This is a genomic window from Streptomyces virginiae (genome assembly GCF_040638905.1).
Lineage (GTDB): Bacteria > Actinomycetota > Actinomycetes > Streptomycetales > Streptomycetaceae > Streptomyces > Streptomyces virginiae_B.
Genome location: NZ_JBEZYV010000002.1, coordinates 18,343 through 31,304, shown reverse-complemented (window position 1 = coordinate 31,304; position 12,962 = coordinate 18,343). Strand labels below are relative to the sequence as shown.

The window sequence follows — 12,962 nt, the reverse complement described above, 5'->3', positions numbered from 1 at the left end:
ACGGCCCTCCTCGTCCGGAGCGGGTCCGGGCAGGCGGTGGCGTACGTACGGAAGGCGGGGGAGGGGGACGGGACCTAAAGGTGCGTCACGGGCATGCGGTGACGGCCGCGCAGCCGGCACCGGGCGTCACGAGACACCGGGATCACGTCGTACCGGGACGGGGGAGCGAAGGCGGCGGTGCGGTACGTGCACATGGCGCTGCTCCCCTTCTCTTCGGACTCGGCATGAGGCGCGCAAGGCCTTGTCGGCAGCGCGTACGGCGAGTGTAGGGACCGGTCGGGGCCGGGGCACCGCATTTTTCCGGGAACTACCTGTACCGTGAGTGACGTTCAACTACGGAAAGTGACATTCTGCGTCGTCTCCCGGGAGTCATCATGTCCATGCTGCTCATCAGAGGTTCCTTCCGGGTGGACGGCGGTGCCGAACCGGACGGCGACACCCTCCCCTTCATCCCGGACGACGCGGCGGACTGGAAGCTCGTGGGGGGCCGGACCCGGATCGTACCCAAAGCGGACGGCCGCGCTCCCGTGCGCCTGGAGGGCGTGGACGCGCTGGAGACGCACTACAGGAAGCCGGGTTACGGCCCCGAGCGCCACCAGCCGCGGAAGTTCGGGCGCCAGGCCGCCGACGCGCTGCTCAGGCACCTCGGATTCACCAGCATCGACCGCCACCAGAACGAGACCGTCACCACCGATCCCGTCCAGGTCCCGGGATTCATCCTGACCAGCGGCGCCGACGCCTACGGCCGCTGCATCGCGCTGGCCTACGACGGCAGCGTCCGCCCGCCCGTGTACAGCGGCTACGAGGTCGCGGTCGACGAAGCCCTGCTCAAGCGGAGCGCCAACTACCGCCTGGTCGAGGACGGCCTGGCGTACCCGATGTTCTATCCGGGCCTGCCCGGTTACCTGCGCGACGTCCTCCGGGACGCCGCCCGGGCGGCTCGCGCCGCAGTGCCGCCCAAGGGGGTGTGGAGCGTGGACAAGACCGTCGACGGGGCGCTCATCGCCGACATCGGATCGATCACGGACGACGACACGGGCGTGGTGATCCTGCCCAAGCTGTTCCGCCGGCTGAAGGACTACCTCGACTCCGGCTCGGACGTCACCTCGCTCGCAGGGTTCTCCGCCTACCTCGCCGGAGCCGCCGACGAGTACCGCTTCCTGCCCGAGGGCAAGACCCAGACCGGACTGCACAGGCTGATCAAGATCAGCGAGGACGGGAAGACCCTGAGAATGCCCCGTCCCTCCGACGAGATCCTCTTTCTCGACAAGTGAGGAGACCAGCCATGTACGCGGTGATCCGGCGCTACGAAGGGGTGACCGACCCGGCCGAGGCGGGACGACTGGTGGACGAGGGCTTCGTGGCCATCCTCCGCCGGGTCCCGGGATTCGTGGCCTACTACTGGGTCGACGCCGGGGACGGGGTGATGGTGTCCACCAGCGTCTTCGAGGACCGGGCCGGGGCCGACGAATCGGTGGGCAGGGCGGCTGACTTCGTCCGGGAGAACCTCGCGTCACTGCTCCCCAACCCACCCCAGGTCACGGCGGGCCGGGTGGTGGCTGCCGGGTAGCATCACCGCCCACCGGCCCCGCCGTGAGCGGCGGGGCCGGTGGGTACGCAGGCGCGCCGGACCTGGGTCGTGTCGTCAAAGTCCCGTCTGGCCGGCGATCGGGGCGGCCGACGCTACTTCGACGACACTCCCTGGACGGCGTCGACCGCCACGGCGGCCGGGAGCACGGCGGGGCGCTCCAGGAAGGCGAGCACGGCCCGTTTCTCGGGGAGGTACACCTCGGGCAGGTCGATCTCGGGGAGGGTGATCTCCCCCTGCAGGACGAAGCCGAGCCGGTTCATCAGGGCGACGGCCTTGTCGTTGGCGGCGTCGGGCTCGGCCACCGCGCGCCGGACGGCCGGGTCGCGGAAGGTGAACCGGATCAGCGAACCGATCAGGGTCCCGCTGAACCCGGGCCGGGGCCGGCCGGCCACCGGCGCCAGCATCAGGTGGACGCCGATGTCGCCCTCCCGCACCGGGTAGCACTCGCTGATCCGGTCCTCGGTCGGCTCGTACGTCTGGAAGAGCGCCACCGGCACGTCGTCCAGCCGGACCATGTACGCGTGATGGGTGTCGCGGCGGTCCACGTCCTCGTAGATCTCCTGGACCAGTTCCCGGCTGGCGCCGTTCATGCCCCAGAACTGTGCGCGCTCCTCGACGACCCAGGAGTGCAGCACGGCGGAGTCCGTGGCGGGGTCGACCGGGGTGAAGCGGACCGTGCCGAAACCCTCGACGGTTTCGGCCAGCACGTCGGCGCGCGGGGAGGAGAGGGCGGTGGACTCGGGTCTCATACAGGTTCCGGTTTCTGCTCGGCAGGGCTCGGGCGCAGGCGGGAACGCGCGGGAACCCCGGTTAGGGTGACCTAACTATAGACCTCCTGGGCGGCGGTCCGAGAGGCCTACCGCAACGGCGGACGGGAGGTCGGCCGTGTTGGCCGCGGCAGGTTGGGCACAAGCGCCTCATGACACTTCTTCTGCTGTTCCTGCTGCCGCTCGGACTGGCTCTCGTCCTGCTGACGACCGACCACCAGCCGCCCAAGCACGGCCGGCACCGCCACACGCGCTGAGCCCAGGGGCTCAGTCGGTGGGCTCCTGAGGTTCGGGGCTCTCGGCCTCCGCCGCGTGATCCGCGTCGGTCCGCGGTGCGTCCTCGGCCTCCTCGGGGCCGTCGGCGGTCCACAGGTCGGGCGCGGGAGGGTCCGACGGGGGAAGGTCGGGGGTGACTGCGTCCCCGTTCTCCGGAACCTTGGCGGGCAGCTCCGGCTCGGTGGTGCCGGGCGCGTGGGTTTCTCGTTCGTTGGTCATATGTCCCACCTGCCCCTCATCCCGCCGCGAATGCCTGCTCGCCGGCCCGCGGTGTCAGCGGCAGCCTGAGCACCAGTCTGGCGCCGCCGCCCGCGCCGTCCTCGGCCGTCAGCGTTCCCCCGTGGTGCGTGCTCAGGTCACGTGCGATGGCGAGGCCCAGGCCGGCCCCGCCGTGGTCACGGCTGCGCGAGTCGTCCAGCCGCGTGAACCGTTCGAAGACCCGCTCCCGATCGGCCCCGGGGATCCCCGGCCCGTCGTCGACGACCTCCAGTACGGCGGTACGCTGCCCCGCGCCGCCGCCCGCGGTGCGCAGTGTCACGTCCACGCCCCGCTCGGCGTACCGCTGCGCGTTGTCGACCAGGTTGGTGATGACACGGCCGAGCCACAGGGCCCCCGCCGTGACTTCCACCCGTGCCTCGAGGTCCACCCGTACGGGCACCCGGTCGCCCAGGCGGGCCTGCACCACCTCCCGCACCAGGGCGGCCAGGTCCAGCGGAACGGCCGCCACCGGCTGGGCCGCGTCGATGCGGGCGAGCAGCAGAAGATCCGCCGCGAGGCGCTGGAGCCGTTCGATGTCCTCCAGGGCGCCGCCGATCAGCTCGGGCCACAGCTCCGGGTCCCGAACGGCCAGCGCCACCTCCAACTGCGTGCGCAGCACGGTGATGGGACTGCGCAGTTCATGGGAGGCGTCGGCGATGAACTGCCGCTGGCGGATGCCGGACGCCTCCAGCCGGTCCAGCGTGGCGTTCACGGTCTCGGCCAGCCGGGCGACCTCGTCATGGGTGGCGGGAACCGGCACCCGGCGGTGCAGGTCCCGGTCGGTGATCCCGGCCACCTCGGCGCGGATCGCCTCCACCGGCCGCAGCGCGTGCCCGGTGACCCGCCAGGTCACCAGGACGACGGTGGCCAGGAGCAGTGGCATGCCGATGACGAGCGCGGCGGTGGTGACGTCGTCGGCCGCGTCCGCGTCCCGCAGCGAGGCACCGGCGTAGACGGTGGCCGGGCCGTCCGGCGTCTGGGTGACGACCTGCACGACCCGCTGACGGTGATCGCCGTCGACGGGCCGGACCCGCCAGGTGTGCAGCCGGGTCCCCGGCATCTCGGGCGGGGCCGGCGGGAACGCGGGCACCCCTACGAGGTTCGGGCTGGAGAACAGGACCCGCCCGTCCGCGCTGACCACCTGGACGAATTCCACCGCGCGGCCCGCCGGACGGGCACGGCCGAGCTTCCCGGTGGCGGCGAGTTGCGCCACGGTTTCGGCCTGCCGCCGCGCGTCGTTCTCCGCGTTGCGCAGCAGATTGGCCTCCAGCAGCCCGAGCAGGGAGAACGAGGCGAGCGCCAGGGCCGCGCCCACCACCAGGCCGGCGCCGGCCGTGGCCCGGGCCCGGACCGTGGTGGGCCACATCCGGCGCAGGACCGGCCACCGGCCCAGGGCGGCGTGGGGGAGCGAGCGCAGGGCGTCGCCGACGTGCCCGCGGAGGCGGGAGGGTTCAGCCACCGTCGGCCGCCAGTCGGTATCCGGCTCCCCGGACGGTCTCCAGCGCGGCCCGGCCGAACGGTGCGTCGACCTTGCGGCGGACCGCGCTGACGTGCACCTCCACGACATTGGGGTCACCGTCGAAAGCGGCGTCCCACACCTGCTCCAGGATGTCCCGCTTGGAGACCACCTCGCCGGACCGGCGGCCCAGGTACTCCAGGATCGCGAACTCCCTGGCGGTCAGCCGGATCTCCGTCGCACCACGCGAGCAGGTGCGCCGGGCCGGATCGATCAGCAGGTCGCCGAACCGCAGCACCTGCGGCCGCCGGCCACCCGTACGCCGGCCGAGCGCGCGCAGCCGGGCGACCAGCACGAGGTAGGAGAACGGCTTGGACAGGAAGTCGTCGGCGCCGGTGTCCAGCGCCTCCGCCTCGTCGTACTCGCCGTCCTTGGCGGTGAGCATCAGGATCCCCGACTCGTTGCCGGCCGCGCGCAGCTTCGCGCAGACCCGGTAGCCGTTCAGCCCGGGGAGCATGATGTCGAGGACGATCAGGTCGTAGTCGTGCTCGGTCGCCATCCACAGGCCCTGGGGCCCGTCGTGGGCCACGTCCACCGAGAACCCCTCCGACTGCAGACCCCGTTGCAGGGCCACGGCCAGCCGCCGTTCGTCCTCCACCACCAGTACGCGCATCCGAACAGGATCGCAGGCGCCCGCGGCGCCCGGCTGAAGAGGTCTTCAGGTGGCTTCAGCTGGGCTTCAGCATCCCCTCAGCATGCTCTGGGGCGAGCCGGGCACCGCGTCCGGCCGTCAGAAGGAGCAACCGTATGTCTGAATCCGTTCCGCCGCCGCCCGAGCAGCCGCCCGGGAACGCGCCGGAGGCCGGCGCGCGCAAGCGCGTGGTGCTGTCCCGGCTGGTGCCCCGCGGCCGGCGCGCCCGCTGGGTGGCGGCGGGCGCGGTCGTGGTGGTCGTGGGCGGCGGGGTCACGGCGGTGGCCGTGGCCGAGCACCACCATCACCACGAGCGTGCCGACCGGCCGCACATGCTCCGTTTCGAGCCCGGCCACGGGGGCGGGTTCAAGCGGGGACCGCAGGACGAGGCGCCGGACGGCGAGCGCGCACGGAAGGTGCCCGGCGGCGAGGGCGGCCCCGAGGTGCGCGAGCGCTTCGGCCACCCCGACGCCCCCGGTCTGCCCGGTGCTCCCGGCCGTTTCGAGGGGCGCGGGGGCTACGGCAAGGGCGGTCAGGCGCCCGCGCCGCTGCCGTCCCTGTCCATCGGCGACGCGGCCGCCAAGGCCGCGGCGGCCGTGTCGGGCGGCAAGGTGGAGAGCCTGCGCGCGGTCGCCCAGGACGGCGGTGGCGGCGCCTGGCTGGCCGTGGTCCTCGGCCCCGACGGCGTCCGCCACGCGGTCACCGTGTCCGGCACGGACGGCACGATCACCGGCAACACCACCCTCGGCGGCCGGGGAGTGTCCGCGAAGTAGCGTCGGCCGCGCGGCAGGCGTGCGTGCCGGATCCCGCCACACCGGCGGGACTTTGCGGGCAGGACCTTGGGACGTGATCCCCGGTGGCTCAGCGCGCGGCGTCGGATGCGGTGCATCGCACGGCGGAGGAGCGTGCCGATACCGGGCGTATCCGGGCGTTCCGACGACGCGCCGAGGTGCCGTGGCTGTCGTTGTGCGCCCGCCGGGCATTACGGGACAGGGACAGCCCTTAGCCACGCCCGAGGGCGTGTCCCCCGATGCCGGGCGCTCCGTCGAGCTGGCCCTGCCACCAGGCCGCCATGCGGTCGCCGTCCATGGCCGCCCAGGCCGGGGTCCGTTCCACCTGGGCCCGGCCCAGGCGGCGGGCCAGCTCGACCAGTTCCCGGCCGGCGGCCCCGCGCGCCCGGTGGTAGCCGTCCAGCAGATCCTCGAAGGACTCCGAGCGGCGCCAGCCGTCCGCGAGGGCGGTCGCGTCCTGGAGGGCCTTGGCGGCCCCGCTCGTGTTGTGCGGGCGTACGACGCTGGCGGCGTCCCCGGCGAGCAGCAGGCGGCCGCCCGCGGTCCGGGCCGCCTCCAGGTCGTAGATCGGCTGGACGAAGGTGTCCGCCGGGTCCGTCAACGCGAGCGCCCGCCGCCAGTACGGCGGGAACTCCCGCTCGAGCAGCGCGTCGAGGTGCTCCGCCAGTCCGGAGGTCAGCGCGCCGGGCGGGAAGCTCGTGGGGTCGTCGAGGCGCAGCTGCCCGTCCTGCGGGGGAGCCGCGTAGAGCACCCAGTTCACCCGGGGGCCGCCGGGCCCGGGGATCCGGTACACGACGCAGGTCCCGCCCGGGAAGCAGACCGTGGTCACCGCCTCGGGCACCGGGTCCGCGAAAGCGCCCAGTTCGTCGAGGCGCGCCGCGTCGAAGTTCCCGCGCCAGCACACGTACCCCGCGTAGCGCGGCCGGGAGTCCGTGCAGAGCGCCGCGCGCACCACCGACCGGTAGCCGTCCGCGCCGACGACCAGGTCGTACCGTTCCACCGAACCGCCCGCGAGCCGCACCCGCGCCCCGTCGTCCCCGGCGGCCCCGCTCCCGGCGGCCTCGACGGCCGTCACCGTCTGGCCCTGCCGGTAGACGACCGTGTCGGGCACGGACTCGCGCAGTCCGCGCCAGAGCAGCCCCCAGTGGTAGGAGTGGAAGGGGAACGGCTGCTGCCACAGCAGCCGCCCGCCGGCGCCCTCGGCGTCGTCCCGGACCACCCAGCGGCGCCGTTGGAGCCGGTGCGCCGCGATCCCGGCGGGCAGGGCGCCGCTCGCGCGGAGTTCGACGGCCCGCTCGTCGTGCACGCACAACCCCACGCCCCGGTCCGCCAGCCGGCCGCGCGTACGCTCCAGGACCACCACCTGCCCGGCGCCCGCCCGCGCCACCGCCGTGGCGACCGCGCAGCCCGCGATGCTTCCGCCGATCACCGCAATCGTTCCGCCCCGCACAACCGCCTCCTGACAGCCCGCTGTTGGACGACACCGCCCGTGGACCCGTGCCGGGTCGCCTCCGGGGCCGACCACGTTACTGAAACTCCGCGCTTCCGTGACCGGTGCGATGAGCGGCCCGCCGATCGGGGGCGTGCGCGGGGGACCAGGGGCGCGCGGAGAAGTGAATGCGCTTCGTTCCCGGGATTTCCGAGGACCGGCTTGCACGATCGGGCTCCTTTTCCGATGGGGTGGTGAGTGGGAGCGCCCGGCGCTCCGCGGCTGCTGGTGCGGGGGCAGGCAGCCGGTCACGCACACTCCATCGGGAAGGTTCGCTCCGAAGTGAATGTCGCCGAGACGGTCGCCCGCGCGCTGTCAGTCACCACCGTGGTCAGCGTCGGCGTAGCCGATGTGTTCCGGGCGCGCATGCGCCTGCCGGGCCGCGGGGCGGGCAGAGGAACGGACGGGCCGGCCCCCGACCGTCTCCCGGCCGGTCCCGCGGCCCGCCACCGTCAGGTCCCCGCCACCTCGACGGGCGGCCGTGAACAGCTGTGGGGGAGCGTATGAACGAAGGAGAATTCGACCCATCAGGAGACCGCGCCGTCTCCAGTGAACTGGCCGGAGTGCTGCCGGTGGAATTCACCGCTTTCCATTCCCAGCAGCACCGCGCCTATCTGCGCTACGCCCACCTGCAGTTGGGCAATCCCAAGGACGCCGAGGAAGTCGTCGACGACGTGTTCACCTTCCTGCTGAAGGTGTGGTGCCAGGCGCTGAAGGAGGCGAGCCTGCACGGCTTCGCCTGGGCGGTGCTCCGCGAGCACGTCGAGCGGCGGCTGGCCGTCCTGGGCCGGCAGGTGGCTGTGGTGGAGACGGCCTGGTTCGCCGCCCTGCGCCGCTCCTCCCGGGAACGGCTGGAGCTGCTGGAGTCGAAGCTCGGGCTGTATGCGGCGATCGCGGGCCTGTCCGAGCGGCAGTACGACGTGGTGCTGCTGGCCTTCCTGCTGGGCAACGACTGCGACACGGTCGCCCGGATGATGGGGATCTCCCCCGCCACCGTCCGATCGCACATCCGCGGCGCACGCCGAACCCTGTCCCGCAAACTCGGGGTGGACTGGATCCCCGGAGAGGAGAAGGACCAGTGAGCGACCTGCCACGCCACCGCGACATGCCGCTGTGTGAAGTGGACGCGGCCCTGGCGGACGCGACGGTGCTCGCGGAGGAGTACGCCGGATACGACGAGGGCGCCGCCCGGCGCCGCATCGCCCGCCGGATCGCCGCCGACCGCGCCCGCTCGGCGACCGGAACCGCCGCCGGCGCGGCCGCGCCCGGACGCGGGCGGACCGCACCGGCCGAGAACGACGACCTGGTCCTCGACGCCGCCTGCCACGTGCGGGCCGCCCGCGGCCTGGACGACGTCGCCTGGTGCCTCGTGGAGAGCCGGGACTTCGCCGAACTCGCCCTGGCCGCCGACTCCTGGCCCCACGGCATGGACTCGGCGCTGCTGTTCGGCTGCCTGCTCCACCTCGCCGACCGCACGGAGGGCGCGCAGTTCTGGTTCCAGTACGCGGCGGGGGCGGGCTCGCAGACCGCCGCCCGCTGCCTCTACCTCCACCACCTGTCGCGCGCCGAGGTCGCGACCGCCCGCTACTGGAAGCGCCAGGCCCACGCCCTGCCGCCCGACGAACATCTCCCGCCCGTGCCCCAGATCCCGCCCGACCTCGAAGAGGCCCTCGGAGCCTCCGTCATCTGGACGTCCCCGCCCATCACCACCCAGGACCTCACCTCCCTGACCAGCGGACCCGGCCGGGCCTGCAGGCCGCCGCTGCGGCTCCCGGCGCGACTGCGGGAGGCCCTCATGGCGCGCCCCCGCAAGGAAGACCCCGACCTGGGCGAGGTCTACACCCCCGGCCCGCAGGTCGCCGTGGCCGTCGCCCAGAACGCCCGGCTCAACCCCCTGCACCTCACGGAGCAGGCGAACGGGTGGTCCCTCGAAGCGCTGAAACGGCCGCAGTCGACCCATGCGGTCCGCACGTCCCCCGAGGGACGCCCGGCCCAGGCGGCGCTGGAATCCGTCCACCAGGCCCTGCGCGTCCTGGAGGTCGTCAACCGCTGCTCGGGCGGGGTGAACCTGACACAGATCGCCCGGGAGACGAAGCTGCCCCAGCTGGTCCTCGCGCGGGCCGTCGAGCAGCTGATCCGGGCCGACCTGGCCACACCGATCGGACCGGACGCCTACGTGGCCGGCCACGCCCTGCTGCTGAGCGAGACGGACGGCGGCGAGGGCCGCGGGCACCTGCGCGAGACGCTGGCGTGGGTACGGGACGCGGTCGGCGCCGCCGTCTACGTCGCCCGCTACACCGACGGCGAGGTCGCCATCACCCAGTACGCGGACGGCCCGGCCACACCCGTGGTCGAGGAGTGGGTCGACTTCCGCGCCGCCGCGCACGCCTCCGCCGTGGGCAAGGCGCTACTGACCCAACTGGACTACGACGACCGGCGCGACCACCTGTCCCGCCACCCGCTCACGCCCTTCACCACCCACACCCTCACCAGTCAGCGGGTCCTCTTCCGGCAACTCGACGGCCGCCCGCCCAACACGCCCCTCCTCGACCTCCAGGAGTACGTCCTCGGCACGGTGTGCGCGGCGGTCCCCATCACGGCCGGCCGCAACCCGGAATGCGTGGCCCTGTCCATCCCCGTCCCCGACCCGGGCCGGCTGAAGCAGGCCGCGCGGATCCTGCAGAGCGAGGCGGCCGCCGTCCTGCTCGCCCTGATCGTCGCCGGCAGCACCCGGCCCACGGTCCGCAGGCCGGAGGACACCATCCTGTCCACCTCCGCCTGAGCGCCCTCAAGCGGGCGGTGATCCGCCCCCCCGCCGCGGGCCAGGGCTCCGACCCGGGTCCTGGCCCCGCTCAGGAGATCCACATCAGCAGCGCGTCGCCCTCCCGGGCAGCCGCACGCAGGTAGGCCGCCAGGGCGGCCCAGTAGGACGCGACCCAGGCCGGCTCCTCGCCCCGCTCCCAGACGGTCTGCGGGTAGATGTTCGCCGCGGCCAGATCGGCCGGGGTGACGCCGTCGGCCAAGGCATCGGGAGTGTGGGCGTCCAGGGCGTCCGCGGCCGCACGCACCCGGTCCGCGGGCAGCAGCCGGGGCGGTCCGTAGCCCCAGTCCCGGCCGGCCGGCCAGGGCATGTCGGCCTCCCCGAAGACCACGTCCACCGGGAAGCCGCGCCGGGTCAGCAGGAAGTCGAGGGCGTGCCAGGCCTTGTCGGTCTCGTGCACGCGCGCGGCGGCGGCCGCGTCGTCACGGTCGTACAGGCCGTGCGCGTGCTCGGCCGCCCAGTCCGGGTCGCGGGAGGCGCGTTCCAGTTCGGCGGGGGAGAGGCGAAGGTACTGCCCGATCATGCTCATGGCCCACACCGTAGGCGTGGGCACTGACAGAGCTGACGGGACCGGATCAGGGGGCGATCGGCAGCTGCCGCTTGTGCTCGGTGGCGCGGTAGCGGTTGACGATGATGCCGAGGGCGGCCGCGTCGACGGGCTTGCCCTCCAAGACGTCGTCGATGTCGTCGTAGGTGACGCCGAGCGCCTCCTCGTCGGCCAGCCCCGGCTTCAGCGTCTCCAGATCCGCGGTCGGGGTCTTCCAGATCAGCGCGGACGGCGCCCCCAGCGCCTCCGCCGTGGCCCGGACCCGGCGCTTGGTCAGGCCCGTGAGCGGGACGACGTCGGCCGCACCGTCGCCGAACTTGGTGAAGAAACCGGACACCGCCTCGGCGGCGTGGTCCGTGCCCACCACGAGGCCCGCGTGCGCTCCCGCCACCGCGTACTGGGCGATCATCCGCTGGCGGGCCTTGATGTTGCCGTGCACGAAGTCCTGCTGGTGCTCGTCACGGAAGACCGTGCCGCCGGCCAGCACCGCATCCAGGGCGGCGTCGCTCGACGCCTTCACGTCGACGGTCAGGACCCGGTCGGGCCGGATGAACTCCAGCGCCAGCTGCGCGTCCGACTCGTCCGCCTGGACGCCGTACGGCAGCCGCATCGCGAAGAACGTCGCCTCGTGCCCGGCGGCGCGCACCCGCTCGACCGCGAGCTGGCACAGCCGGCCGGCGGTCGTGGAGTCCACACCGCCGCTGATGCCCAGGACCAGCGAGCGCAGGCCGGTGGAGACCAGCCGGTCGGCGAGGAAGGCCACGCGGCGCTCGATCTCCTGCCGGGCGTCGAAGGACGCGCTCACCTGGAGGTCCCGGGCGATCTCCTGCTGCAGCGATATGGACGCCTGGTCGGTCACGATTGCTCCTCGGTCGGGCCCGCGGACAGTTCGCTTCGCGCCGCGGGGCGGGCCGCAGGCGCGAAGAGGGGCCGGAAGCACTCTAGAGGAAACGCCGCGAAGGCCTGCTCAGGGGCTGCACGAGCCGGCGGGGAGGCTGCCCGTGGGCCGGGGACAGCCGGTCCCCGTCAACCCGCCGCGATGAGGCCGGGCAGGTCGCGCATCTCGTGGAACACCCGCGTCCCCGGACCTTCGAGGCGTTCGGCCGGGGTCATCCCGCCCCCGAAACCGAAGGCCCGCATCCCGGCGGCGCGGGCCGCGTCGACACCCGGACGGCTGTCCTCCACGACCGCGCAGGCCGCCGGGTCGACGCCCATCCGCTGCGCCGCGTACAGGAACAGGTCCGGCGCGGGCTTGCCGCGCGCCACCTGGGTGGCACTGTAGATGCGGCCCGCGAAGCGGTCGTAGAGACCGGTCCGGCCCAGGGTGTGCCGCATCTTCTCGTGGGAGCCGCTGGAGGCGACGCAGGTCGGCAGGGTGATCGCGTCGAGCGCCTCGGGCAGCCCCTCGACGGCGGTCAGACCGGCGTCCACCGCCTCGCGGTGCAGCTGTTCGAACCGCTTCGCCCAGACGTCGGCCGTCCCCTCGCCGAGCCGGGCCGCGACCTGGTCCCGTACCGAGGCGTTGGACCGCCCGATGAACAGATCGACCACATCGCCCTCGGTGAGCGGCCACCCGAGCTCCGCCCCCAGGCCGACCTGGACGCGCGTCGCGATGCGCTCGGTGTCGACGAGCACACCGTCGCAGTCGAATATGACGAGTTCAATCGGCTTGATCACCCCCGCAGCATAGGGTCCGGGCCGTTTCGGCGGCGCCGGGGCCCGCGGACCGGGCGAGTGCGTCCGCGTGCATGAGGCGCCGGAGGCGGGGCAGGCGGAGTTCACGGGGAGCACGAACACCCCGTGCACGACGTACGAAGAAGGACGGACGGTCGGGGGGTCCCCCGCCGTCCCCCGTCCATCGGAGGAGTTGTTTCCGCGTGACTGAGCATGTGTGGAGTTACAAGTCGACCTCGGGCCACCTGGCCGGCACCGATCTGACCGGCTACAAGGTCGAGGCGACCGACGGCGGCATCGGCAAGGTGGACAAGCACTCCGACGAGGTCGGTGACGCCTACCTGGTCGTGGACACCGGGGTCTGGATCTTCGGCAAGGAGGTCCTGCTGCCGGCGAGCACCGTCGTCAGCATCGACCCGGAGGAGCGGACCGTCTACGTGGACCGCACCAAGGGCCAGATCAAGGACGCCCCCGAGTTCCACCGGGAGAAGCACCTCGGCGACCGGGACTACCGCGAGGAACTGGGCACCTACTACGCCACCACCCGTCTCGGCCTCCCGCCGCTCTGACCGGCCGGAGTCCGACCGCTGCGAGGCCGTGG

The 12,962-nt window shown here is 73.3% G+C and carries 14 protein-coding genes; 6 read left to right on the top strand and 8 right to left on the bottom strand.

Annotation, left to right across the window (positions count from 1 at the left end; genetic code table 11):
- Window positions 1-374: 374 nt before the first annotated feature.
- Both AB0F82_RS03635 and AB0F82_RS03630 read left to right on the top strand, forming a co-directional pair.
- Complete coding sequence (locus AB0F82_RS03635) at window positions 375-1,274, top strand: nuclease (RefSeq protein WP_362623539.1); 900 nt, start codon at window positions 375-377, stop codon at window positions 1,272-1,274.
- A gap of 11 nt (window positions 1,275-1,285) precedes the next feature.
- Window positions 1,286-1,570, top strand: coding sequence for a hypothetical protein (locus tag AB0F82_RS03630; RefSeq protein WP_362623536.1), 285 nt, complete (start codon window positions 1,286-1,288; stop codon window positions 1,568-1,570).
- 113 nt (window positions 1,571-1,683) lie between these two features.
- On the opposite strand, the gene AB0F82_RS03625 is transcribed toward AB0F82_RS03630, so the two are convergent.
- The 4 genes from AB0F82_RS03625 to AB0F82_RS03610 all read right to left on the bottom strand — a co-directional run bounded on the left by AB0F82_RS03625 (window position 1,684) and on the right by AB0F82_RS03610 (window position 5,021).
- Window positions 1,684-2,340: a GNAT family N-acetyltransferase gene (locus tag AB0F82_RS03625; protein ID WP_362623534.1), complete on the bottom strand. Its 657-nt coding sequence runs from the start codon at window positions 2,338-2,340 to the stop codon at window positions 1,684-1,686.
- A gap of 285 nt (window positions 2,341-2,625) precedes the next feature.
- On the bottom strand, window positions 2,626-2,853 hold the full coding sequence (locus tag AB0F82_RS03620) for a hypothetical protein (protein ID WP_362623531.1): 228 nt from the start codon (window positions 2,851-2,853) through the stop codon (window positions 2,626-2,628).
- A gap of 16 nt (window positions 2,854-2,869) precedes the next feature.
- On the bottom strand, window positions 2,870-4,267 hold the full coding sequence (locus AB0F82_RS03615) for a sensor histidine kinase (protein WP_436842044.1): 1,398 nt from the start codon (window positions 4,265-4,267) through the stop codon (window positions 2,870-2,872).
- A gap of 76 nt (window positions 4,268-4,343) precedes the next feature.
- Window positions 4,344-5,021 (bottom strand): response regulator transcription factor, encoded by a 678-nt coding sequence (locus AB0F82_RS03610; protein WP_362623525.1) that lies wholly within the window; start codon window positions 5,019-5,021, stop codon window positions 4,344-4,346.
- A 134-nt stretch (window positions 5,022-5,155) separates the two neighbouring features.
- On the opposite strand from AB0F82_RS03610, the gene AB0F82_RS03605 reads away from it, so the two are divergent.
- Window positions 5,156-5,812: a hypothetical protein gene (locus AB0F82_RS03605; RefSeq protein WP_362623523.1), complete on the top strand. Its 657-nt coding sequence runs from the start codon at window positions 5,156-5,158 to the stop codon at window positions 5,810-5,812.
- A 229-nt stretch (window positions 5,813-6,041) separates the two neighbouring features.
- On the opposite strand, the gene AB0F82_RS03600 is transcribed toward AB0F82_RS03605, so the two are convergent.
- Complete coding sequence (locus AB0F82_RS03600) at window positions 6,042-7,259, bottom strand: FAD-dependent monooxygenase (RefSeq protein WP_362623520.1); 1,218 nt, start codon at window positions 7,257-7,259, stop codon at window positions 6,042-6,044.
- A 563-nt stretch (window positions 7,260-7,822) separates the two neighbouring features.
- Between AB0F82_RS03600 and AB0F82_RS03595 the strand changes: the two genes are divergently transcribed.
- Both AB0F82_RS03595 and AB0F82_RS03590 read left to right on the top strand, forming a co-directional pair.
- Window positions 7,823-8,401 (top strand): RNA polymerase sigma factor, encoded by a 579-nt coding sequence (locus tag AB0F82_RS03595; protein WP_362623518.1) that lies wholly within the window; start codon window positions 7,823-7,825, stop codon window positions 8,399-8,401.
- 854 nt (window positions 8,402-9,255) lie between these two features.
- On the top strand, window positions 9,256-10,101 hold the full coding sequence (locus AB0F82_RS03590; RefSeq protein WP_436842043.1) for an IclR family transcriptional regulator domain-containing protein: 846 nt from the start codon (window positions 9,256-9,258) through the stop codon (window positions 10,099-10,101).
- 70 nt (window positions 10,102-10,171) lie between these two features.
- Here AB0F82_RS03590 and AB0F82_RS03585 read toward each other — a convergent pair whose 3' ends face one another.
- From AB0F82_RS03585 to AB0F82_RS03575, 3 genes are all read right to left on the bottom strand, one after another.
- Window positions 10,172-10,669, bottom strand: a complete 498-nt coding sequence (locus AB0F82_RS03585; protein ID WP_362623515.1) for a DUF1877 family protein — start codon at window positions 10,667-10,669, stop codon at window positions 10,172-10,174.
- 46 nt (window positions 10,670-10,715) lie between these two features.
- Window positions 10,716-11,546, bottom strand: coding sequence for an ammonia-dependent NAD(+) synthetase (nadE, locus tag AB0F82_RS03580; protein WP_362623512.1), 831 nt, complete (start codon window positions 11,544-11,546; stop codon window positions 10,716-10,718).
- 167 nt (window positions 11,547-11,713) lie between these two features.
- Window positions 11,714-12,364 (bottom strand): HAD family hydrolase, encoded by a 651-nt coding sequence (locus tag AB0F82_RS03575; RefSeq protein WP_362623510.1) that lies wholly within the window; start codon window positions 12,362-12,364, stop codon window positions 11,714-11,716.
- A 200-nt stretch (window positions 12,365-12,564) separates the two neighbouring features.
- On the opposite strand from AB0F82_RS03575, the gene AB0F82_RS03570 reads away from it, so the two are divergent.
- Window positions 12,565-12,930, top strand: a complete 366-nt coding sequence (locus AB0F82_RS03570) for a PRC-barrel domain-containing protein (RefSeq protein ID WP_362623507.1) — start codon at window positions 12,565-12,567, stop codon at window positions 12,928-12,930.
- Window positions 12,931-12,962 lie beyond the last annotated feature (32 nt).

Bases quoted from the DNA above. Each gene is read 5' to 3' on its own strand.
- AB0F82_RS03635 (WP_362623539.1), top strand. From the start codon at position 375: ATGTCCATGCTGCTCATCAGAGGTTCCTTCCGGGTGGACGGCGGTGCC.
- AB0F82_RS03630 (WP_362623536.1), top strand. From the start codon at position 1,286: ATGTACGCGGTGATCCGGCGCTACGAAGGGGTGACCGACCCGGCCGAG.
- AB0F82_RS03625 (WP_362623534.1), bottom strand. From the start codon at position 2,340: ATGAGACCCGAGTCCACCGCCCTCTCCTCCCCGCGCGCCGACGTGCTG.
- AB0F82_RS03620 (WP_362623531.1), bottom strand. From the start codon at position 2,853: ATGACCAACGAACGAGAAACCCACGCGCCCGGCACCACCGAGCCGGAG.
- AB0F82_RS03610 (WP_362623525.1), bottom strand. From the start codon at position 5,021: ATGCGCGTACTGGTGGTGGAGGACGAACGGCGGCTGGCCGTGGCCCTG.
- AB0F82_RS03605 (WP_362623523.1), top strand. From the start codon at position 5,156: ATGTCTGAATCCGTTCCGCCGCCGCCCGAGCAGCCGCCCGGGAACGCG.
- AB0F82_RS03595 (WP_362623518.1), top strand. From the start codon at position 7,823: ATGAACGAAGGAGAATTCGACCCATCAGGAGACCGCGCCGTCTCCAGT.
- AB0F82_RS03585 (WP_362623515.1), bottom strand. From the start codon at position 10,669: ATGAGCATGATCGGGCAGTACCTTCGCCTCTCCCCCGCCGAACTGGAA.